Source organism: Aldersonia sp. NBC_00410 (genome assembly GCF_026342035.1).
Classification (GTDB): Bacteria; Actinomycetota; Actinomycetes; order Mycobacteriales; family Mycobacteriaceae; genus Aldersonia.
Map to the genome: position 1 here is coordinate 109,910 of NZ_JAPENM010000002.1, position 22,806 is coordinate 132,715.

Annotated in this window: 18 protein-coding genes, 1 tRNA gene and 1 pseudogene; 6 read left to right on the forward strand and 14 right to left on the reverse strand. The window is 65.6% G+C overall.

Features of this window, described 5'->3' with window-relative positions:
• The first annotated feature begins 578 nt into the window (after positions 1–578).
• Positions 579–2,906 (forward strand): LuxR C-terminal-related transcriptional regulator, encoded by a 2,328-nt coding sequence (locus tag OG921_RS04210; protein ID WP_266111122.1) that lies wholly within the window; start codon positions 579–581, stop codon positions 2,904–2,906.
• 1,130 nt (positions 2,907–4,036) lie between these two features.
• On the opposite strand, the gene OG921_RS04215 is transcribed toward OG921_RS04210, so the two are convergent.
• The 4 genes and pseudogenes from OG921_RS04215 to OG921_RS04230 all read right to left on the reverse strand — a co-directional run bounded on the left by OG921_RS04215 (position 4,037) and on the right by OG921_RS04230 (position 7,270).
• Positions 4,037–4,154, reverse strand: a tRNA-OTHER gene (locus tag OG921_RS04215).
• 954 nt (positions 4,155–5,108) lie between these two features.
• Positions 5,109–5,357, reverse strand: coding sequence for a DUF305 domain-containing protein (locus OG921_RS04220; RefSeq protein ID WP_266111140.1), 249 nt, complete (start codon positions 5,355–5,357; stop codon positions 5,109–5,111).
• Positions 5,358–5,484: 127 nt separating this feature from the next.
• Positions 5,485–5,826, reverse strand: a pseudogene (locus OG921_RS26590) (DUF305 domain-containing protein); the annotation flags it as partial.
• Positions 5,786–7,270 carry an LVIVD repeat-containing protein gene (locus tag OG921_RS04230; RefSeq protein WP_266111607.1) on the reverse strand — a complete coding sequence of 495 codons (1,485 nt, stop codon included), beginning with the start codon at positions 7,268–7,270 and terminating at the stop codon, positions 5,786–5,788. The pseudogene OG921_RS26590 and the gene OG921_RS04230, both read right to left, overlap by 41 nt.
• A 319-nt stretch (positions 7,271–7,589) precedes the next feature.
• On the opposite strand from OG921_RS04230, the gene OG921_RS04235 reads away from it, so the two are divergent.
• A complete protein-coding gene (locus tag OG921_RS04235) occupies positions 7,590–8,237 on the forward strand; it encodes a class I SAM-dependent methyltransferase (RefSeq protein WP_266111608.1) in 648 nt (215 codons plus the stop codon).
• Between the two features lie 407 nt (positions 8,238–8,644).
• Here OG921_RS04235 and OG921_RS04240 read toward each other — a convergent pair whose 3' ends face one another.
• Together OG921_RS04240 and OG921_RS04245 are read right to left on the reverse strand one after the other, a co-directional pair.
• Entirely contained in the window at positions 8,645–9,778 is a 1,134-nt protein-coding gene (locus OG921_RS04240; RefSeq protein WP_266111141.1) for an FAD-dependent monooxygenase, read from the reverse strand.
• 28 nt (positions 9,779–9,806) lie between these two features.
• Positions 9,807–10,643, reverse strand: coding sequence for an alpha/beta fold hydrolase (locus OG921_RS04245; protein ID WP_266111142.1), 837 nt, complete (start codon positions 10,641–10,643; stop codon positions 9,807–9,809).
• 185 nt (positions 10,644–10,828) lie between these two features.
• Between OG921_RS04245 and OG921_RS04250 the strand changes: the two genes are divergently transcribed.
• Positions 10,829–11,503, forward strand: a complete 675-nt coding sequence (locus tag OG921_RS04250; protein ID WP_266111143.1) for a class I SAM-dependent methyltransferase — start codon at positions 10,829–10,831, stop codon at positions 11,501–11,503.
• Between the two features lie 112 nt (positions 11,504–11,615).
• On the opposite strand, the gene OG921_RS04255 is transcribed toward OG921_RS04250, so the two are convergent.
• On the reverse strand, positions 11,616–13,112 hold the full coding sequence (locus OG921_RS04255; RefSeq protein ID WP_266111144.1) for a carotenoid oxygenase family protein: 1,497 nt from the start codon (positions 13,110–13,112) through the stop codon (positions 11,616–11,618).
• Positions 13,113–13,199: 87 nt separating this feature from the next.
• On the opposite strand from OG921_RS04255, the gene OG921_RS04260 reads away from it, so the two are divergent.
• Entirely contained in the window at positions 13,200–13,841 is a 642-nt protein-coding gene (locus OG921_RS04260) for a TetR/AcrR family transcriptional regulator (protein ID WP_266111145.1), read from the forward strand.
• A 408-nt stretch (positions 13,842–14,249) separates the two neighbouring features.
• Here OG921_RS04260 and OG921_RS04265 read toward each other — a convergent pair whose 3' ends face one another.
• Both OG921_RS04265 and OG921_RS04270 read right to left on the reverse strand, forming a co-directional pair.
• Positions 14,250–14,687, reverse strand: coding sequence for a hypothetical protein (locus tag OG921_RS04265; RefSeq protein WP_266111146.1), 438 nt, complete (start codon positions 14,685–14,687; stop codon positions 14,250–14,252).
• A 342-nt stretch (positions 14,688–15,029) separates the two neighbouring features.
• On the reverse strand, positions 15,030–15,401 hold the full coding sequence (locus OG921_RS04270; protein WP_266111147.1) for a VOC family protein: 372 nt from the start codon (positions 15,399–15,401) through the stop codon (positions 15,030–15,032).
• A gap of 209 nt (positions 15,402–15,610) precedes the next feature.
• Here OG921_RS04270 and OG921_RS04275 point away from each other — a divergent pair, with 209 nt between their 5' ends.
• Positions 15,611–16,600: a triacylglycerol lipase gene (locus tag OG921_RS04275; RefSeq protein ID WP_266111148.1), complete on the forward strand. Its 990-nt coding sequence runs from the start codon at positions 15,611–15,613 to the stop codon at positions 16,598–16,600.
• Positions 16,601–16,814: 214 nt separating this feature from the next.
• Positions 16,815–17,066: an alpha/beta fold hydrolase gene (locus OG921_RS04280; protein WP_266111149.1), complete on the forward strand. Its 252-nt coding sequence runs from the start codon at positions 16,815–16,817 to the stop codon at positions 17,064–17,066.
• 484 nt (positions 17,067–17,550) lie between these two features.
• On the opposite strand, the gene OG921_RS04285 is transcribed toward OG921_RS04280, so the two are convergent.
• The 5 genes from OG921_RS04285 to OG921_RS04305 are packed head-to-tail and all read right to left on the reverse strand — an operon-like array spanning position 17,551 to position 22,802.
• Entirely contained in the window at positions 17,551–18,057 is a 507-nt protein-coding gene (locus OG921_RS04285) for a gamma carbonic anhydrase family protein (RefSeq protein ID WP_266111150.1), read from the reverse strand.
• Positions 18,054–19,445 carry an FAD-binding oxidoreductase gene (locus OG921_RS04290; RefSeq protein WP_266111151.1) on the reverse strand — a complete coding sequence of 464 codons (1,392 nt, stop codon included), beginning with the start codon at positions 19,443–19,445 and terminating at the stop codon, positions 18,054–18,056. The genes OG921_RS04285 and OG921_RS04290 overlap by 4 nt, the downstream gene beginning before the upstream one ends.
• A complete protein-coding gene (locus OG921_RS04295) occupies positions 19,442–20,281 on the reverse strand; it encodes an SDR family NAD(P)-dependent oxidoreductase (RefSeq protein WP_266111152.1) in 840 nt (279 codons plus the stop codon). The genes OG921_RS04290 and OG921_RS04295 overlap by 4 nt, the downstream gene beginning before the upstream one ends.
• Entirely contained in the window at positions 20,278–21,198 is a 921-nt protein-coding gene (locus OG921_RS04300) for a DUF296 domain-containing protein (RefSeq protein ID WP_266111153.1), read from the reverse strand. The genes OG921_RS04295 and OG921_RS04300 overlap by 4 nt, the downstream gene beginning before the upstream one ends.
• A complete protein-coding gene (locus OG921_RS04305) occupies positions 21,195–22,802 on the reverse strand; it encodes an AMP-binding protein (protein WP_266111154.1) in 1,608 nt (535 codons plus the stop codon). The genes OG921_RS04300 and OG921_RS04305 overlap by 4 nt, the downstream gene beginning before the upstream one ends.
• Positions 22,803–22,806: the final 4 nt, after the last annotated feature.

Below are 22,806 nucleotides of genomic sequence, written 5' to 3' on the forward strand. Positions count from 1 at the left end.
ATCCGGACATTGCAGCGCACCGGTGTGAACAGCACTGGATCCGCTGAGAGACTCTCATCACCCGTGAAGGATGAGAGCATGGCAACACAGCGGAAGTGTCCACAGGAGTTGAGGGAGCCGGCAACACGGATCGCCGTCGAGGCGCGGCGGGATCCGACGACGAAACCGGGCGTGCACGATTCCGAATTCCGTTCACTGCGAATGGTTTGGTTCACCACACGCGCTGGAAGTCGGTACACGTCGATTGTGTTCACCGAGGCATTGCGTCACTCGGGGGATCGCCGGCCCGATCGGACCGTCGGGTATGCGTTCGGCACTGCCTCATGGAATCAGCTGTGGGACTGTACAAAACCGAGCTCATCGACGTCGGACAAGCTGGAGCGGGCGGGCCGACCTCACGCGAGACCGCGTCGTGGGTCGCCTGGTTTGGATATGCGACTGCACTCGGCGACCGACTCCCTGCCGCCAGTCGAGTACGGGCAGCGCTAACATCAGCGGGTCACCTCGGTCGAGGTGGCGGTAGCCGAGAGACTCCGGCAAACCCCCGGCCGTTCAGTGCAAGAAACGAGCTGATTGCCATGCCAGAAGCGACCTCGACGCACTCGGCCGGTGGTGGGCGGGCCTCCCTGACCAGCTTCGTCGGACGACGTCGAGAGTTGTCCGAAGTGAAGAACCTGATGTCCGAGTCACGCCTGGTGACACTGACCGGACCCGGGGGTGTCGGCAAGACCCGTATCGCCCTCGAGGTAGCGGATCGATCACGCCGGGGCCTGCGCGACGGCGTCTGGATCGCCGAGCTCGCCAGCCTCGAGGACGAGTCACGTCTTGCACAGGCGATCGTCTCGGCGTTACATGTGCCGGACCAGTCCAACCGCCCCCCAGAACAGAAGCTGATCAGCTACCTACGCGAGAGGCAACTGCTGATCGTGCTGGACAACTGCGAGCACCTACTCGATGTGTGCGCGGCGTTGGTGGAAGTGTTATTGAACGAATCTCCTGGCCTGCGAGTTCTCGCGACAAGTCGAGAGCCGCTGGGAATCGGCGGCGAGCACCTCTGTGTGATCCCGCCGCTGTCCAGCCCGCCCGCCCAGGAATCACACACCGCGAAAGCGATAGCGCACTACGAAGCAGTGAGCCTGCTGGTCGATCGCGCCCGCAACGTCCTGCCCGACTTCACCGTCACCGACGAAAACGTCGAGGCGGTAGTTCAGCTCTGCGACCGGCTCGACGGAATCCCCCTCGCGATCGAACTGGCAGCCACACGACTGAGGTCGCTCTCGGTGACGCAGATCGTCCACCGACTGGACAAACGCTTCAGCCTGCTTGCCGGTGGCAACCGGATGGCGATGCCGCGACAGCAGACCCTGCGCGCCCTGATCGACTGGAGCTTCGACCTCTGCACGCAGAGTGAACAACTCCTGTGGGCGAGGCTCTCGATCTTCCCCGGAACCTTCGACCTCGACGCCGTGGAGGAAATATGCGGGTTCGGCGCGCTGGACCCGGAACTCATCATCGATCTGCTCGACCGACTGGTAGCGAAGTCGATCATCCTCACCGAGCGCACCGGTGAGAGTGTTCGCTACCGGCAGCTGATGACCGTCCGGGAGTACGGCTCCGAGCTCCTCGGCGCATCCGGGGAATACCAGCAGCTCAAGGGCCGTCATCGAGACCACTTTCTCCGCAAAGCCGCCATCATGGTCGACCGCTGGTGCGGCCCGGGCCAGGCCGCGGCACTGGCTGTCATGAAAGCGGACCACGCCAGCCTGCTCTCCGCACTCGAATGGTCTGCGAGCTCCCCACCGGAAATCGGATCTGCCGCGGAACTGGCCTCGTTGCTCAGGTACCACTGGGTCGCGGGCGGCTTCCTCAGTGACGGCCGCCGATGGCTGGACCAAATACTTTCCGGTACAGTAGAACCCGCCGCACAACGAGGCAATGCGCTATGGGTTGCAGCATGGATCGCACTCATGCAGGGAGACCGCCACGCCGCCGCCTACTACCTCTCCGAATGTGAGTCCGTTGCTGCCGCACTCGAAGACAGCAAACTGTCCGCACATGCCATGCAATGGTCGGCGATACATCTACTGTTCTCCGGCGACACCGGGGAAGCAATCAAACTGTTCCGCCGATGCATCGACGTGCACACACGCTTCGGCGACACCGCATCAGTTCTCACGGGTCTCTTCCAACTCGCAATGGCACAGACATATCACCCCGAACTCGACGCAGCGCTGCAAACTTGTCGTCGCGCGATCAAGATGAGCAAGGACAACGGTGAACAGTGGAACCGCACATACGCCCTGTGGATCACTGGGTTGTGCCACTGGCGCCTCGGTGAAATGGCACTCGCCAAGAAGGCGGCACTTCAAGCTCTCACGATGCAGCGCGAATTCAAGGACAGCATCTGTACCGCACTGACCGTTGAACTGTTGTCCTGGATCGCCTCGTCGACAGCAGATTTCAAGACTGCTGCCGAACTCGCTGGTGCCGCCACCGCGGTCTGGACGGGACTCGGTACCGATGTTCAGGCCTTCGGTCCTCACCTCTATGCCGACTCCACCACTTCGGCGGCGTCGGTGATGCAACATCTCGGTGACCGGACGGTCTCGCAGCTCGCGCGGCAGAACGCATCGATGACAATCGACGACGCCGTAGGTTTGGCACTAGGCCACAGTTCACCCCGCCGTATCCGAGCATCCGTGAAGTCCCCGCTCACCAAACGAGAAACTCAAATCGCCAATCTCGTCGCTGATGGCATGAGCAATCGAGCGATCGCCGAAATGCTCGTGCTCTCCACACGCACGATCGACGGTCACGTCGAACGCATACTCGCCAAGCTGGACTTCGCATCACGCGCACAGATCGCCTCGTGGATCGCAACCCAGAAGACACACGAGGCCAGTTGAATCCGGTTTGACCACCGCCACAACTAATTCGAGCCCCGGTCCGGTCCGCTCGGACCGCGTCGGAGCGCCGCACGGCCCCAGCTTGATCGGATCCGCGCCAACTCTCGTCCGGACGTTGTCGGTGTGCACTGTGGCCGAGGATCACTCGAACCCGACCAATGGATGCCCGCCGTTGCCATCACACCGCCCTGAACACCGCCGAAACCGGCACCACAGAGCGTGTTTCCAGCGTCCGATAGAAATATGACCCCGGCCGTACCCGGTGAACACAACGACAAGACCTCGACCCGCACGAGCTGCATATCGCCGAACTCCACGCCGGCGGCCACCCCTGCCCCGACAACGACGAGGCACGGCAACTATTCGCTCGACTCGACCGGGTGCGATTCCTGCTCTGGATGAGCGCATAGAGCGGAGCTCCGGTCAATTTCAAACCCTTCCAAATATAATCTCCGCGGCCGGATATCGAACTCGTCAGCGAACTACGTGCGGGTCCTCGTGGAACCAGGCGACAGCCACCACCGCATCTGTTCACGAGATGACAAGGCCCAGGCCGAAGGATCTCCACACGAGCGCTACCGCGATCCGATCGGTCATCGAAGAACAGGGCTGCCGCGACACAGAGCCCTACCGGACAAACGCCGCTCCCGCTCAATCACCCAGATCTGTCCGCATCAAGAAACACGGCAGCCGCTGACGCGACACCCGCGAAAAGCATTGCGCCGCCTCCGGCGTCGCGACGTGTGGCTGAGAAAGTTCGTCCGAGTCGCCCAATCCCACCATGCCGGGGGCCCGTCTCGTCAACCCACGCTCCGGGCCCTTCCGCGTGTCCTCCTCCGTCGCCCACACGCTCCGAGGAATTTTCACTCCCCCGACAGTTCCAGTCCCACAGTAGAACTCGCCAGGTGAAAACTCGCCGACGACGGCCCTGCACTCTCCGGGGTTGACCAGCCACCAAGACTTCTGCGGCACCCTGTGCCATTCTTGTTACTCGCAATAAGCAGTGGCACCCAGTGCCTTGATTCGGAAACGGCCGTTTCCCACGTTTGGCCCTATGGACTGCGGGAATTACATTTCCTTGATCGGAGAATCGAATTTCAAAACGCCCTTTGACCTGCGGCTTTACTGTGTGGTCCCGGCTGGGATCGAACCAGCGACCTTCCGCGTGTGAAATGGACACAACCCCAGGTGATTTCGGAATTAGCAGGTCAGACCAGACGCACCTCCCCCGACTGGACCAACTGGACCAACTGGACCGACCCGTTGGACAGATACTGGCCACATGGACACTCGACCAACACCCTGATCGGGTGACACCGAGTGCCGTGACACCGCGTGCCACGTCCGAACCGGGCCCACCTCGTGATGATCGAGACACTCGAGTAGTTCCCCTTGGCCGGTGCCGCACCGCATCGCCGTCACCACCGGACAACACCGATGCGCACGACCACCGATATCCTCTTTGCGACGGGGGACGCGCACCAAGGTTGAACTCGCCCTAGGCCGATGAACCCGGCCCGGACGAGCCAAGCAAACTCGAACCGCCGACCCCCACGTTCCCAGTGTATGCAGACAATCTCGCCAAATTCCGCGGTTTCCCGCGGCGCAACGGACTGCTCAACTCAGCAGGCCCATCACGTTCCCGCCCGTCTCATCTCCCCCGCCACGTTTCGGCGGCGTCGGCGACATTCTTGGGACACTGCACTTTTCCCTCCCACCGCCCGCGGCAAGCAATTCCACGACTGCCCGCTGCGCGGGGTGGCAACGGAGGCGACACGCCCGATGCCGGCGTCTCCACCCGTCTACGGCGTCCGCACCCGACATTCGCTACGGGAGCACTCGCTCGGAATAGTGTTGGCGGGTTGTAACCCGGCGCTATCGATTCCGCTAGTTCGGGTCCGACCCAGGCACCCCACCCACGCGTCCTGGCGTCCACGCGTCCTGGCGTCCTGGCGTCCTGGCGTCGTGAGCTCGAAGTAAGGCGCCCGCTGAAGAATCCGCTCGCCCACAGTCCTGAGCACGTCGTCGCCGGTGAGGACGACACAGTTCGCTGGTGACGACTGCCCAAACCATGCGCAATGCCACCATCGGGAGCGGTCGGTACGGAGCCAAATAGCTGCCGCGAACTCAGACCATGCAAGCGGCCACCGCGCCGTCACCGATATCGGTGGCGGCGCCCTGGTGCGTCTGGGCTCGGTGCGCTCACGGGTAGGGCAGCTGCTGCGAATGCCGGGCCGCCAGGAGCGCCGACATGACACCCACCTCGTTGCCCTGGTCGCGGATCATCGCGAGCGTGGTCCGCTGCACCGGGGCCGACAACCCGGCACGGAACGCATCCTGGGCCATGACGGTGCCACCGGTGTGATGACGGATCATCAGCTGCAGAAACAGTGCCTCGGCGTCGACTCCACGTGCCTGCGCGAGCCGGGCGATCTCGGTGGTGCTCGCCATACCCGGCATCGGGGCGGCACCATCGCCGTGCCCGTCCCCGTCGTGCCCGTGATGGCCCGTGATGGCCCGTGATGGACGCACTCATCGGCGGCGGCGGCGTCATCGGTTGGTCTGCAAGTGTCAACCAGCCCTGCAGTGTCGCGATCTCGGCGTTCTGTGCAGTGATGATCTGATCCGCTATTACGCGGACCACGCCCCGCGGCAGCGTCTGCGCCAACAACACTGCCTGGGCGTGGTGCGCGGACATGTCCTGAGCGAAGGCGATGTCGGCCTTCGACATTGTCACCTCGACGCCGTCGGACCCCTGCTGCCACCAGGATCCGATCAGTACGCCGACCAGTAGCACCGCGACTCCCCCGGCCCAGCGGCAGAAGGTGCGGGTCCAGCGGCGTCGGCGCGGTGTCTCGAGAATCGACCGCCGCCGCGCGTCAGGAGCCGACAACGGTGTCCTGGTTCGCCGGTGCCGCATAGACGTTGTTGTCCAGCTGCAAGGTCATAAAGCCGTTGTCGGAGCACGTCACCCAGATCTGGTTGCCATGGAAGAACGGCGGCGACGAGCACCAGTCCGAGGACATGTCACCGACCAGGTTCCCGGCGCGCGGACCGAGCGCGACCGCCGGATCCATCTTGCCCTCCGCGATCGCGCGCGCGATCGAAGCGGAGTCGACGAGAGGAACGGCCAAGGACGACGATGCAAGCGCATGCGGGGAGTTCGTCAGCTCGGCGGTTTTGTTTTTCTGCGCGGGCGGGTTGTAGTACGCGATCTCGCGGACGTTTCGCGGGTCCCGTACGTCGAACACCCGAACACCGGAGCCGAACCACCCGCACGCCAGTGCCGTCGGATCTACCGGCCGGTTCGCGCTGCAGTAGTGCGAGTCGTACGCGAATGCGCCGCCGCCCATCGAACTTCGCACGTTGGAGTCGATGTTGTCGGGCAGGTTGATCTCGAGCTTGATCCGGTTGACCAGCTTGGCATCCGACGGGTTGGACACGTCGAACACCTTCACCCCACCCGATCCCGCCTCATCCGGGCTGAAGATGAACGGTTTACCGCTGTAGGTGACCGGAATGCTGTGCTGGTTGAACTGCCCGTCCTGCCACAGGTACGTGCCCAACTGCGGCACGACCGGATACGGGTCGCGGCGCTGGATCGCGCTGATGTCGAGGATGGTGATCCCACTCATCACCGACAGGTACATCGTGTTGCCGTCCGGCGTGATCCCGAAACCGTGCTCGGACAGGCCCTGCACGCTCTGCCAGATGATGCGCGGGTTGGAGGGATCGGAGACATCGATCGCACTCATCACACCCGGCGCGACCCCGGAGGCCCAGTACGTCCTGCCATCCGGAGAGAAGCCGCCCTCATGCGAGAGAAACGGGAGCGGCATCGTCAGGTCGGTCCCGGCGCGGGTATTGAGCAGTTTCGGGTGCGCGCAGTCGGAAATGTCGTAAACCGAGAAGTACCCGGCGCCCTCGATCATTGGCACAGCCGTCGCCGCGAGCAGTTTGCGTTCCTTGTTGACCTTGAGACTCTCCCACGTGCCGCCGACCATCGCGGGCTCACCCAACGTGGTCGTCGGCACGGGGTTTTTCGGGTCCGCCACGTCGATAACCTGCACGCCCTGCGGCTCGTTCAGCGAGGCGGGGAACAACGTGCCGGTATAGGAGCAGTGGTCGTAGTCCGCCGACACGGTGCCGGCGCCCTTGCCCTGATACTGACCGACCCGGGTCATATTGCAGCGGTATCCCTGCATGCTGCGGCCGTTGTTGCGGTCCTCGGCCGGGACGTCACCCTGCAGTCCGGTCTCGGGCAGCGAACCCGGACCGCACTCCGCCCGGGCCGCCGACACAGTGCCGACATCACCGATCCAGACCGTCCCGGCGGACGCCGATGCAGGACTGCACAGCCCCATGGCCAGCGAAAGCGCCGCCGCCACAACCAAACCGCCACGCCGCATCCCGCCAGCCGGCATCGTCGCCACCTTCCACCCACATGTGGGCGGAGTGATCGCCGCCACATCGCAAAGTCCGGCGAGACTAGCAGCACATGTTGCGGCGTGTCACCGTCATCCCCCGACGGCCCGGTAGGAATCGATGGCCCGGTCGGAATCGGAGGCCCGCTGCAGCCGTTCACACCGCGGCACCGAGTTGGCTCAGATTGCGGCGCTTACCGACTCCGGCGTCGCCGAGTTTGTGCAGGTGTCGAACGTCTCGCGCCGGTATGGTCACGAGATGGCCGCCCGGGGCGCTTTGATGGCGGGTATCGCCAAGCAGCTCGGCCATCCACGCGGTGTGGGTGGCCGGGTCGTTGGGCTCGCGCTCAATCGGGGCAACCGCGCCTTCGTGAACGCGGCCGTGCAGGAATTACATGCCGACAACGATGCCGTGCTGGCCGATGTCGGATTCGGCGGCGGCGTAGGCCTGAGGTTGTTGCTCGACAGCGTCGGTTCCACGGGGCGGGTCCATGGTGTCGAGGTGTCGGACACGATGCTCACGCAGGCCGCAAGGCGCTATCGCCGCGACATCGCGGTGGGCCGGCTGACGTTGCACAACGGGTCGTTGACCCGGCTGCCGTTCGCCGATGGGGCCTTGACCGGCGCCCTGACCGTAAACACGATCTACTTCGTCCCCGGGCTGGGGGAAGCGTTCACCGAACTGGCCCGCGTGATCGCACCCTCGGGACGCCTCGTCGTCGGCGTGGCCGACCCCGAAGCGATGGCGAAGTTACCGTTCACCAGCCACGGCTTCCGCCTTCGTCCCATACCCGAGGTGATCGACACGCTGCACAGTGCCGGCTTCACGGTGCAACACCGTCGGATCAATGACAGCAACGGTGCACCCCATCTGTTGATCTGCACGGCGGCACCAACCCAGGCTTAGCACCGACAAAAACACAGTGGTTTCGTCGCCCGGCGATCCTGGGTGCACGCCGACCAACCGTCGCAGTGAATTCAGGCATACGCGCAGCCCACCAAGTCGGGGGCGCCGTCAATGACTATGTGCTCGAAGACCGGCACGGCTGTGTGGGCACACCCGTGCCGGTAAACGGCGAGGGCAACGCCCCGCTGCGGCCGTGACCCGGTCCGTCGATGATTACCAGACGGCGTTGCCGGCCCAACAGCGTTGTCGACAACTCGAGCGACGCGGAATCGACAAAGGGGGCTGTGCCACCACACCACTGGTGGAGCACTGCCTTCGACCTGAGCTGCCAACTCGCCACCCCCGGTCGCCAGCGCATCACATCCCACCAGCGATCAGGAGTCCCCAATCACGCACGCCGACGAACGTCAGGGGCTGAATCTGCTCGCAGCCTCGTGTGGCGGGCAGGCGATCGGTTGCGGGCGCCAGCGCTTGATCACTCCGTATATCGACAAGGCGAGGGCGTCGGGACTCATTCGCACGGCGACGTCACGCGCCACAGCGAGCGGACGATTCGCCGGCATGACAACGGTCGACATGCGTCGCGAAATCCATTGCACGGCGTGTACTCGACGACGTCGCGCCTTGCTGTAGCCCCTCAGATCGTCGGCGTAGGCAGCGAGTGTGACCCCATCCTCGATCGCGAGGGCCGCACCCAGCCCCAGGTGTGGGCGCATGGCATGCGCGGCATCGCCGATCAACGCAACCTTGCCTCGTGTCAACGACTTCGGGGTCCGAATCTCGAGTAGCTCGTCTTCGATGATCCGGGCGGGATCGGCGTTCGCGACCAGTTGCGCCACCGGTTCGGGCCAATCGGCGAAATACTCGAGGCTACCGATCCCGCGTCGTGCACCCGCGAAGGCATAGGTGCGATCGCCCGCCGACGGGAGAATGCCGAACTCCCCTGCAATCCCCCACACCTGTCCGACGAAACCTAGCGGCGGTGCATCCACGATCCAGCGCCACGCAGACACCCCGGTCCGTTCCACGGTCCCCTCCCCGGGCCAGATCTGCTGGCGGACAACACTGTGCACACCGTCCGCGGCGACGACGAGGTCATAACAATCGACGCCGGCGTCGGTGACGATTTCGCCGCCGACACCCACCCCGGTGACCCTGGTTCCGGTGCGCAGACACTCGCAGGGAATCGCGCGAGCCAACACATCGATCAGCTCGGCGCGGTGCACAATTGCCAGATCGCGGCCGCCCGCCAGATCGCCACTTCTGCGCGACACCAAAGTCCGCCCGCGCAGATTCCTGATCGCGCCCGAACTGTAGCGAAGCGAGACCGCCCTCACCTGGTCGCCGACACCGATTTCGTCGAGCGCCGCGAGCGCGTTGGGGAACAACACGACCGCGGCGCCCACTTCGGTGAACTCGGGCGCACGCTCGTACACCGTGACGGCCCACCCTGCCTTGCCGAGCGCGATCGCGGCCGTCAGCCCGCCGATTCCCCCGCCGACGATCCCCGCGCGTGGTCTTGCCGATCGAACTTGTTCCATTACCGGTGCCTCCCAGCCCCAGAGCGATCTACTGCGCCGGCCCGAAGTGCCCGCGGATCGCGGTGATCAGCTGCTGCGGCTGGTCCTCGGCGATCAGCGTGTAACTGTCGGTGATCTCGACGAATCGTGAGTGCGGAAAAGTGGCGGCGAGTCGACGACCGAGCGCGACCGGGAACATGCGGTCCTCGGTCGCCCACGCCACCGTGACGGGCTTGGTGAAGCCGGTGCTGCGTTGCGCGATGGCGAGCAACTCGGCACTGGGTGGAACACCGAGAACATATTTACGCAGGTCCCGGCGAATCTGTGGTTGCTCGGTGGCGGGCCGGAACCAGTCATCGACAATCGCGTCGGGGATCGGGCGCTTGCTCATCCACCCCCACGCGCCCGGCCCGCGCCGCCCCAACCGGGTGTTGAGCACAGCCATCGCCAGCCGAAGCCCGCCCGGAATCCGGCCGGCCAGCACGATGACACGGGCCGGCACCGGCGGATACACGTCGAACGCTTCGCACGACGTCAACACCAGCCCGGCCAGACGCGTGGTGTCGGAGGTGGCGACGAGCACCTGGGCACCGCCCCAATCGTTTTGGACGATGGTCACCGCCGCCAGGTCGAGGCGCTCGATGAACTCTGCGAGCAGCTTCGCGATACCGGTGAGGGAAAGATCGGCGTCGGGGTTCATCGGCAAGCGGTGCCCGCCCAGGGGCAAGGTCGGGCACACGCACCGGAAATCACGACCCAGATCATCGAGGATGTTCCGCCACGCTGTGCCGTTCATCAACAGACCGTGCACGAACACGAGCACCGGACCCTCACCCCCGGTGTCGGTGTACTCGACCGGACCCGCACTCAACTGCACTTGCGCCATTGGCTCCCCTGTCTCAACGCACTACTACCGACCGTAGTACCAATGTCGGGGATTCGGAACACCCTGCCGCGTGGCCCACCCCATTTCGGGTGGCGTCGCCAACAGGTCGCCGGCATAGACCGGTTAGCGTGTGCTCACAGACCATGTGGATGAGCGTGAGCGTTTTCGAGGAGTGGGCTGTGTCGGTGACGGACATAACGGCGATATACAGCCCCGCCGTGTCGTGGTTCTATGACACGGTCGCGGCCGATGCAGTGCTCGACGCGGTGTCCGATGTCGTCGCAGACATTTGCACGGCCGTCGCTGACGGCGGTTCGGTGCTCGAAGTCGGTTGCGGTGGAGGGCAATTCGCCCACCGACTGATCAGCCTGCATCCCGGGATAAGCGTGACCGGCATCGACCTATCAGCCGAACAGATCGCACGGGCGAACAAGCGCAGCACCGCCCTTCCCCTGAAGGATCGCCAGAGACTTCATTTCCAAACCGCCTCGGCACTGGACATCCCGTTCGCCGAGAACACCTTCGATGCGGTCGTCAGCATCGCCTCCATCAAGCACTGGCCCGACCGCGAGAAGGGTGTCCACGAGATGGTCAGAGTCCTCAAAGACCGCGGCCGACTGCTCATCACGGAGACCGACCGCAGCTGCCACCTCGACGACGCGCGCCGGTTCGCCCGCAGCGCACGTCTCCCAACGCCCCTACGCCTGCCCTATCTCTGGATGTTCCGCACCTACGTCGCCGGACAAGGCCTCGACCTCGACGACGCCCGCCGCGTCATCGCCGGCCAAGACCTTGTCGACACCGCCGTTCAGCGAGTCGCAGGTACGCCATTCCTCACAATCGCCGGAACCAGACGCTAACGACAAACTGATCGACCCCGAATGTACGAACGAAGCTAAATACCCACAATCTGCAACGTACCGGTTTACCCGATCATCCCCGGTTTCACCCGAGCTCCCCGGTTTCCCGAACTCAGTCCGCGTGGCGCGGGACGAACGTTCCGTGTAATCCGAACGGCAGATGATGGCGCAGCTTGCCCGCATAGACGGGCCCCCGTTCGGGCGCTTGCGCGTCGAGGACGATCAACCGCGAGCGGTGCTCGTCGCGGTCGTACTCGACACTGAGTAGCCAGCCGTCGCCTTCGGGAGCCGATTCCGAGCGCGGCGCGAAGGCCGCTTCACTCACCGATCCGTAATTCGGTACCTCGTAGGTCGATTCGACGCCTCGATCGTGATCGAGAGTCGTGATCCCGGCGTGCGAGAGCGAGCCGCTCGCGCTGTTGAGGTCGCTTTGCCCGGCGTGGACCACGTCGACGGTGTAGGAGTAGCGGTTGCGGCGCCCGGTGGCGCGGGGGTCGATCTGTGGCAATTCCGAAAAGCCGTCGGTGAGGTCTTCGCGCAGCACGCGCCCGGACTTCGTCACCCGCAACCGGGTGAGCGGGCCACCGAGGATCGGTCTGTCCGACAGGTATCGGTAGCCGGTGTGAAAGTAGTTCCACAATGTGTCGAAATCGGTGTTGTAGCGGACCAATTCGAGTACCGTGTCGTCGCCGTCGTCATAGCAATTGCCGATGTGGAAGTGCAGCTGCGCTTCGGTGAACGCGTGGATCCTGCGCCCGCCGTCGCGTGGGACCAGCACGATCTCGGTGCCCAGATCCGGGCGGAAGCCGATCGCGCTGCTGAGTGGTCGCGCGCCGGCGAAGACCGGGAGCATGCCGATCGGTGAGATGGCCATCGGCGAGATCGCGAAAGCGAGGTACTTGCTGGTGAGCCCGACGTCGTGGTTGAACCGGGGTGTCGGTGTGCGCCAGCTCGCAAGTTTGTGCAGTTTGCCGGTCGGATCGACGCGGTAGGCGACGATGCCGGGGGCGGGGAAAAACGTTGTGCCGAAGTTGAACAGTTCGCCGGTGCGCGGGTCGATCTTGGGGTGCGCGGAGAACGAGCCGAATCCCTTGAGTTCACCGTTGAAGTCGTGAATACCGTCGGTGGCCAACGTTTCCGGGTCGATTGCGTGCGGGCGGCCGCCCTCCCACAAGGCGAGCAGCTTGCCCGCGTGCCAGACGACGTTGGTGTTGGCCTGATTCGACAGTGGCCAGCGCAGGGCGTTCGCCAGTATTCCCCCGTTGCCGCGCATCGTCCCGGTGCCGCGTCCCGCCGGACCTCGTGAGCGATTGCCACGCTGGTAGTGATTGGTGCGCACGTAGCGGTTGCGGAAACGGACCTCGCCCCCGTCGATGGTGAACATGGCCAGCATTCCGTCGCCGTCGAAGATGTGACCCATCGGCGAACCACCGGATTCCCAGCGTCCCATGCCGTTTCGGTACAGCGTGCCGCGCAGTTCGGCCGGTAGTTCGCCGAATTCGGTGTCCAGGATGTAGTCGTGCTCGGTGTGCAACGCCTCGAACTCGCGCAGTGGTGTTCCGGGCAGCATGGACTCCCCGCCGGCCGTCGCAGGAATCTCGATGCTCAAAATCGACCCCTCCCTCTTTGGTAACAACTGTTGCCAAAGTATCGTCGGGCGGGTGGGAACGCAATGGTCGCCGCGAAGTCGATCCGCATGAGCAGCGCCGAGGACGCCGCGCGGCAGCGCTACGCCGGTGTGCCGTTCGCGGACCGGAAGAACGCACGCCGCGAACGGCTGCTCGACGCTGCTCTTCACCTGCTCGACAGCGAGGGATTCGCGGCGGTCACGGTCCGCCGGGTGTGCCAGGAAGCCGGCCTGAACAACCGCTACTTCTACGAGAACTTCACCGATATCGAGACACTGTTCGACGCCCTGGTCGACCGACTCGAGCAGGACCTGGGACACAACGTCGCAGAACTGGTGGCGAACCAGCCCCACGCGACCGTGGACCAGGCGATCGACATCCTCGTCTCAGCGTTCGTGGACGACCCACGCCTGCTGCAGATCCTGCACAGCCCCGCCGAGCCCACCATCGCCCGTCGCCGCAACGCGCTGCTACTGAGTTCCGTCGCCATTGCGCGCCCCTATCTTGAACGTGCCGCAGCCGAATTCGGCACCCCGGACCAGCACATGCTGGATACGGCGTGCTTCCTGCTCATCGGCGGCTGGTCCGACACCCTGTGGGCGTTCGCCGACGGCCAACTCGCAATCGAGCGAGCCGCCCTGGTCAACCACCTCGCTCGGCTCTTCACCGGCATCGCCCGCACCCTCGCCACCCACACACTCGAGTCCTGACCCACCCGCCCCGCGGCACGTCCGGCCTTTCACCACCGCCGGCAGGCGCGGCGGCCATCACGCGACCCCGCCCTCCACTGACGCCCCTCGGCCATCACCGCGCCCGTCGTAGGCCGGGGGCGGCGGATGCGTCGCGGCGCTGGTGATCCCTTCAGGTTGAACCGTGCCGGGTTTGATACCGCTTCCTTCCTTTGAGGAGGATGCAGTTCATGCCCAACCCTTACCCGGCCGATCAGCGTGAGCGTGCGGTGAGGATGGTGCTCGATCACCTCGACGAGTACCCGTCCCCGTACGCGGCGTGCAAAGCCATCGGCCCCCAAGCTCGGCATCGGGGTGGAGTCGCTGCGCGTGTGGACGCGACAAGCCATGATCGACGCCGAGCAGATCCCCGGCGCCACGACCGCGGAACTACAGCGGATCAGGGAACTCGAACGCGAGAATCGAAACCTTAAGGAGGCCAACGAGATCCTGAAGGGAGGCCAGCGTGTCCGGGTGGTCGGGACCCAACACTTGCTCCGAGTCGGTCGGGGCGCAACGTCCGAGTTTGATCGCTCGGGTCAGGTCCGCAGCGGCAAGCAGTTGGCGCACGGCCCACGAACACATCTTCATCGCTCGGACGATGATGGCGGTATCCGCCGCACCCGCCGCGACCGACCACAACGCCTCGACGTGCCCCACCAGATGATTTCCGAGGTCGCGCCGGCCCCACGCCTGCGACTCGTCGAAGAGCGTCGACTCCAGCACGGCCAGGGCATCGGTCAGCAGTCCGTCGAGTGACCCCTCTTCGGCAGCGCGTTCCCGCAGGCCTGACCACCTGATATGTAGGTCAAGTCTGTCGAGTGGCATGGTGAGGCGCCGCCGGGGAGCGACCCCGACGGCGCCTGGCTGCTTCCTCGGCGAGTCTGTGGTGAGCGTGTCGTTGGCACCGCGCGGTCAGACTGATATACGCGGATTAGACACCGCAGGAAGGGGTTTCGGCTGAACCGTATCCGCGTATCTAGCATCGAGCGTCGACCGCGGGGTCTGCTCATAGGTGTTTCGCGGGTCGGCCATGCGCTGTCACCACGCCTCGGAAGGAAGCAGACAGGGTGGCGATCACTCGTTCATGACCGCCAGCGACCAGCCGGTAGCGGTGGAAGCAGCGGTCGTCAGGAATAGTCAAGATCTGTGGATCGGTATGCGGCTGACTCAGGAGCGTTCGTCTGTGCGGTGCGCGATCTGGAAGACGTTGCCGAACGGGTCGCGGACCATGGCCCGTCTGTCGCCGTAGGGGGTGTTGAGCGGCGCTTCCATGCTCATTGCTCCGGCGGTGAGGGCTCGGTTATAGACCAGGTCCGCATCGTCGACGTAGACGTAGAGAAAAGCGGGGAACAGTTCGCGCTCGCCTGCCGGGGTCACCATGACAAGAGAGTCACCGATGCGCACTTCCGTCGGACGCCCGGCTTGCACCTGGCCGACAGCATCGAAGACCGCGCGCAGGAACTCGACCGCTGCTGCGGCGTCGCTCACGACCATGCGCGGCGTGACCGAGTGGAATTCCGGCGGTCGGTCGACCTTCATGCTGCGGCCTCCTGATCCTGTCCTTCGGGTCGTTCGACGATCGATTCGCATGATCCGGGGGTACCGGAAGTCTCTGCGAGATCGTTGCCCCGGCGAAAGGGCTCGGCGCGGGGTGATCCGATTGCGGCAAAATTCAATCACGCGGCCAGCACAGGAAAACTAGCCAAACGGCTATTGTCTCGCACCCTAACCATGCGATCCTCTCAGACATGGGGATCCCGAAAAGCAAGGCGAAGAGTTCGCTCAGGGCTCGTGCGCTCCGGTTGGGCGTGCTCGCTACCGCCGCGTTTGCCGTCGCGCTTCCGAGTGTTGCGGCGACCGCTCACGCCGACCCCACACCCGCGGCACCCCTTCCGGTGCCCAACCAGTTCCTCATCGACGCCGTCCGCGGTGCAGTGCAGACCCTGTTGGGCCCGGGCACCAGCCCACCGGGAACCAACGACTGGTCTTGCAAGCCGTCGGCGGAGCACCCCGAACCGGTCATCCTGCTCCACGGCTTGCTCGCTAATCGCAACGACAATTGGCAGACCTATGGACCGCTGCTGAAAAACAATGGGTACTGTGTTTTCGCCTTGACTTACGGCTCTCCCGACGGCAACCCCGATTCGTTGATCGGCGGTCTTACGTCGATGGAAAGCAGCGCGGCCACGCTGGATGCGTTCGTCGACCGGGTACGACACGCGACCGGAGCGCCGAAGGTCGCACTCGTCGGACACTCCGAGGGCGCCACAATGCCCTACTGGTACCTCAAGTTCGGTGGCGGTGCGGCAAAGGTTTCGAGAATGATCGGACTCGCTCCCGCCGTGCACGGACTCGGCGGACAAGAGCTTGCTTCCACCGGGATCGACACCGGCTCTGCGGGCGGGCCTTCGGTATTCGAATTCCTCGCCACGTCCGCGTTCACCCGAAAGCTCAACGAGGGCGGGATCACGGTGCCCGGCGTCGCCTACACCCAGATCGTCACCCGCTACGACGAGATCGTCGTTCCCTATACAACCGGGATCATCAACGAACCCGGCTCGACGAACTACACCATTCAGGACTTCTGCCCGCAGGACTACGCAGACCACCTGTCGATCAACTCCGACCCCGCAAGTGCCCGACTGGTCCTCAACGCCCTCGACCCGGCACACCCGCAACCGGTCGAATGCACCCTGGTGTTGCCTGCGATCGGAGTCCCGCCCGGCACCGGCGGATAGCCCGGACCGCGCGGTCGACAGAATCGTCAGGGCTGCAGCTGGGCCCCGACCTCCGGGGTGGGCGCGACAGCGGGCAACGAGTGGGCGATTCAGACCGGTAATCCCGGCGGCCCGATGGTGTGCCCGCCGCAGGCATGCCCGCCGAGGCGGCCAAGATCATCACCACCATCGCGAGCGCGTAAGGACTACGCACGGCTGGTGTCACACTTTTGCCGTGAGTTCAGAGAAGTCGCCCCTGGTCCTGCTGCATTCGGCAACCGCCTCTGGCCGCATCTGGCACGACGTTGTTCCGCTGGTGTCCGAGCGTCACGATGTTGACGCGCCGACTCTGCTCGGGCATCGCGGCGGGCCTGCCATCCAGCGCCGTCCGGCGGGGGTGAGCGACGTGGTGGACGCGGCCGAACACTATCTGGACGAGCATGGTCTGGCGCGACCGCATCTCGCCGGGATCTCTCTGGGCGGATAGGTGGCCATCGAGTTGGCACCGCGTGGGCGCGCCGCGAGCGTCTGCGCCTTCTCCCCGGCGGGCTTCTGGTGGGACAGCGATTCTCATAAACAAGTCCTGGGAAAGATACGCAGGCTCCGCGCGCTCACCCGCGCCGCCCGTCCGATAGCGCCACTCAGTCTCAGGTTCGCAGTGGTCCGCCGCCTCGGTTTCCGTGACGGCGCGTGTCACGGTGACCGCCTTAGCACCGCGCGGATGTTGGAGGTGATGGACGATGCCATCGACTGCCCGTTCATGGATCACTATTCCCCCGACGAGCAGGCCGAGCCGCTGGACCCGTTGCCGTGCCCGGTGACTCTGGCCTGGGCAGGAATGTCACGGACGGATCTACCGGGTTCGTACTGGTCAGCGCTCCCCTTCCCCGGATCGGTTCGACGACGGCAACGACCGAGGTGGCGCGTACCGCCCCGCCGCCCGCGGACACCGGGGCCGTACGTGCACCGGTTCAGCGGTAGTGGGTCAACCTCTTGACGTAGTTGTCGGCATTACGGCGCACCTGGTCGAGCTCGTCTTCGGTGCAGCTGCGCCGAACCTTGCCGGGAATGCCTGCCACCAGAGAGTTCGGTTCGATGACAACACCTTCGGATACCAGGGCACCGGCGGCGATGATGGTTCCGCTACCGATTCTGGCGTTGTTCATGACGATCGCACCCATGCCGATCAGAACGTCGTCGTCGATCGTGCAGCCGTGCAGTACCGCGTTGTGTCCGACCGACACCCCGGAGCCGATGCTCAACGGACTTCCCGGATCAGTGTGGAGGACGCACCCGTCCTGGATGTTGGTCCGCGCCCCGATGGTGATGCGGTCCGCGTCGGCGCGGACCACTGCGTTGTACCAGACACCGGATTCGTCGCCGATGTGTGTATCACCGATGAGGGTGGCGTTTGGTGCCACCCATGCGGTCGCCGCGATGGTCGGCTCGTGCCCGTTGATGCTGACGAAGGCTGTCACGGCAACACCTTTCCAGGATTGAGGATGCCGCGCGGATCGAGGGCGTTCTTGATGGCGGTCTGCATCTGCTGGACGGCGGGCGGCAGTTCCCGTGCGAGTCCGGCTATTTTGAGGGTGCCGATGCCGTGCTCGCCGGTGATGGTGCCGCCGAGGTCGAGTGCGACGTCCATGATTTCCTCGAACGCGCGCCGCGCACGGGTTTCCTGGTCGGCATCGCCGGGGGTGGTGACGATGAGGGGGTGGAGGTTGCCGTCGCCGGCGTGGGCGATCGTCGCGACGTAGGTGTCGTTGCGGTGGGCGATCTCCGCTACTGCGGCGAGCATGGCCGGCAGTTGGTCTTTGGGGACGCACACGTCTTCGGTGAGGACGTTTCCGAGGCGTTCGACCGCGGGGTAGGCCAGTTTGCGGGCGGCGAACAGCGCCTCGGCTTCGTCGGGATCGCTCGATCGCGTCGCCCAGGTCGCGCCGGAGTCGGTGAAGCATTGCACGATGGCGCCGGCTTCCTCGATGCCGCTGTCCCCCGGGGTGTCGGTGCGGGCGAGGAGCAGGACGTTGGCGTCGGTGGACAGGTCCATCCGCTTCCATCGGTCGATGGCCTCGAGGCAGTGGCGGTCCATGAGTTCGAGGGCGGCGGGGGTGAGTCCGGCGCGGGCAACGGCGCGGACCGCGTTGCCGGCATCGACGGTGGAGTCGAAGGAACCGATGATGGTGGTTGGCGGCGTCTGGAGGGGGCGCAGACGCACGGTGATCTCGGTGGCCAGGGCGAGGGTGCCCTCGGATCCGGTGAGCAATCCGACGAGGTCGTATCCGGCGACGCCCTTGGCCGTCCTGCGGCCGACCTGGGTCCGCTCCCCGGTTCCGGTGACGATGTCGAGGGCGAGCACGTAGTCACGGGTGACGCCGTATTTGACGCAGCACAGGCCGCCGGCGTTGGTGGCGACGTTGCCGCCGAGGGTGGACCACGGGGAACTGGCGGGATCGGGCGGGTACCAGAGCCCTTCGGCGGCGCAGGCGGCGCGCAGGTCGTCGTTGACGACGCCCGGTTCGACGACGGCATAGCGTTCGAGGGTGTCGATCTTCTTGATGCGGTTCATCTTCTCGAAGGAGATGACGACGGCACCGTCGACGGCGTTCGCAGCACCGGCCAGGCCGGTGCCGGCGCCGCGGGCGACGACGGGAACGTGGCGGTCGTAGCAGGCGCGGACGGTCTGCTGTACCTCGTCCGCGGTGGTGGGTCGAACCAACGCCACGGGGGTGCCGTGGGGTGCCCAGCTCGCCTGATCGCGGGAGTAGGCGTCGAGGACGGCGGGGTCGGTGGTGGTGCAGGCCGCCGGTAGGGCAGCGAGCACAGCAGGGGACGGTGCGGTGGACTGCAGGGTGCCGGTCATGCCATGCACCGCGATCCGAGCCCGCCGTCCACTGCCAGGCAGACTCCGGTGATGTAGCTGGCGTCGTCGCTGGCGAGGAAGCGGGCGGCGTTGGCGATCTCCCAGACGGTGCCCATCCGGCCGATGGGAGCGACCGCATTGCGCGCGGCGACCATGTCCTCGACGCTGGCGTACTGGCCGGCGATCTGGCGGTAAATCAGTGGACTGTCGATGACGCCGGGCATGATGGCGTTGATGCGGATGCCGTGGGGCGCTTCGTCGACCGCGGAGGTGGCGGTCAGGTGGTTGACCGCGGCCTTGGTGGCGTAGTAGGAGCTGTAGGGCAGTCCGGTGTGCCGTATCGCGGCCAGGGACGAGGTGTTGATGATCGACCCGGATTTGGCCGCGCGCATATGCGGCAGCACGTATTTGAGGGAGTGGAAGACTCCGGTGAGGTTGATGTCGAGGGCGCGTCGCCATTGCTCGGTGGTGAGGTCGACGGGGCTTCCCATCTGTGTCACGCCGACATTGTTGTGCACGATGTCGACACGGTGATACCGGTCGATCACGGTGGAGACGGCGGCAGCCACGGAGTCTTCGGTCGTGATGTCGACTTGGAGGTCGGTGGCGTCGCCGCCGTCCGCGGTGATGCAGTCCGCGGTGCGGGTCGCTGCCGCGATGTCGATGTCCCCGCAGATGACGGTGGCGCCGGCGCGGGCATAGGTCAGGGCGATGGCACCGCCGTTACTCCACCCGTCGGGAGCGGTGCCCGCACCGAACACGAGGGCGATCTTCCCGTCGAGTGAGGTGGCAGGGGTGCTCTTCGCCGGGGTGGTGAGGCCGAGATCGTCGGTCACTGTGGGGTCCTAACTGGTTCGGAGAGAGCGAGTTCGAAGGTCATGGCGACCGGGTTGTGGCCGCGTACCAGCGACCCGGTGTACACGTTGCCGTCGATCGCGACGGCGGCGCAGGACAGCTCTGCCCGTGCCCGGCCGTCGCTGTCTCGTGTGATCGCCCCGTCGAGGTACATCACTTCGGTGGCCGGCCCAGGTGCGGTGATGACCTGTGTGCCCTGGGTGAGGGTGGCGCCGATGAAGGACCCGATCTTGCCGCGCACGACCGCGTTGTCGAACCCGTGGGTCTCGGCGAGGTCCTCGACGGCGGCGACGATGTCGACGTTGGGGTGGATCCGGGCCACCACCGAACGCAGCCCGCCCGCGTGTGTCGTGGTGTGGTTCTGCGCCGGTTCTGGTTGGAACACCGGGAAGTTGATCTCCGGGTCCGGGGTCACCGTCATGACGACGTCGTCGGTGGCGTAGAGATCGGCCAGGACACCGGCGCCGAGGAGCACCGAGTCCGGTATCAGGTGCCCGGCACGCATGACCCCGTCGGCGCCGACGAATTGGGCATGGCAGTGCGCGAAGATCTCGCCGTCACGCTTTCCGATGGTCACCCCGCCGCGGACGAAGGTCGCGGGGCCCTGGCCCCGCCGGGGTTCGCTGAAGGTCGCCACGCTGGTACCGGCGTGGCAGATCGAGGGGATGTAGTAGTCGAAGGCTTGGAATGTCCCTCCGCGCAATTCCCCGAAGGCACTGGTGAATCCGCGTGCGAATACCGCGTCGTGCAGGGCGGGGAGCAGCGCCTGACCTGCGGGGAGTTCGGTGTCGATGTGGTGGAGGGTCGCCGGATAGGCGTCCACCCGCTGGGATGCGGGCGGGCCCGGGTGCTCGAGTCGCGGCACCTCCGGGAGCAGGGAGATGTCGGGGACGGTCACGAGCCGACCTCGCTCGGCCACAGCCCCAACTGGAAGAATTCGTTCTTCAGCAGGGTGGTGGTGACCTTTCCGTAGCCGGAGGTGGGCAGGGTGGGTGCGAATTCGATCCGCTTGGGCACCTTGTAGCGGGCCATGTTCGATCGGGACCAGGTGAGTAGCTCGTCGGTGGTCAGGGTCGAGCCCGGCCGCAGCACGCAGAGGGCGTAGCCGACCTCTCCCCAGGTGGGGTCGGGAGCGCCGACGACACCGGCGGCGACCACGTCGGGATGCTTGAGCAGCTTTTCTTCCACTTCCCGGGGGTCGATGTTGGAGCCACCGGAGATGAACATGTCCGAGGCCCGCCCGGTGATGTACAGCAGTCCGGACGCGTCGAGGTAGCCGAGGTCACCGGTGCGGAACCAGCCGTCGCGGAAGGCTTTTCGGTTCGCCTCGGGGTTGTCGAGGTAGCCGGCGAATACGGCCGGCCCGCATACGCAGATCTCGCCCCGCTCACCGGCGGCCAGTTCGCGGCCGTCGTCGTCCTGGATGCTGATCGTCATGCCGGTGCGGGCGTAGCCCGCAGTCCCGATGCCGTCCGGTTCCGGTGTCGTGCCGTGCAATTCGGGTGGCAGGACGGTGATGTTGCCGGTGACCTCACACAGGCCGTAGTACTGAACCAGCACTTTGCCGAGGACCTCGAGGGCGATCCGCTGGTCCCGTGAGGACATCGGGGCGCCCGCATAGACGACGTAGCGCAGACTGCTGCGTGCGGGATCGTGACCGTCGGCGGCCTGGACCAGCTTGTTGAGGATGGTCGGGACGGTGAACATGGTCGAGACCGCGTGCCGCTCGATCAGCTGCCAGGCCTCACCGGCGTCGAGGGAGTCGCTGCCGGTCAGCACGATCGCCGCTCCGCGGGCGACGTGGGTCAGGGCGTGCACCCCGGCGCCGTGCGAGAGCGGTGCCAGCACGAGGGTGGCGTCGCGGTCGGTGAGCTGCGGCATCAGATCGCACAGGTGGTTGGTGACCACGAACGCCATCTGATCGTGGGTGAGCACCGCGGCTTTCGGTCGCCCGCTGGTCCCTGAGGTGAAGAAGTACCAGGCCGGAGTTCCGACATGGACCGGTGCGTCGACGCCGACCGCGTCGGGGAGGTGCTTGTCGATCAGTTCCGCGACGTGGGCGCTGCCGAACCGGGCGGCGTCGCGGTCGTCGCCGATCGCCCAGGTTTCGTATCCGTTCAGCGCTTCGGCGTGGGGGGCGCAGGTGTCATGGCAGATCACCAGGTCCGGTGTGACGAGGTCGGCGAGGGGGGCCACGTCGTCGGGTACCAGCTTGCAGTTGGTGGGGACGATGACCGCCCCGAGCCGCCAGGTGGCGAACAAGACGGTGAGCGTGTCCATGCAGTTGGGGCTGTGGAGCAGCACCACCGATCCGGCGGTGAGTCCATGGCCGCGCATCGCGGCGGCCAGGGCGCTGACCCGGTCGTCGAGCTGGGCCCACGTCCAGGTGTCGTCCCCGCGGATGACGGCGGGCCGGTCCGAGAGCCGGGCGGCGGCCTGGGTGAGCAGGGTGGCCAGGTTGGTGGTGCGCTGCGGTGCGGTGCTGGTCTCGAGGGCGGACACGCTG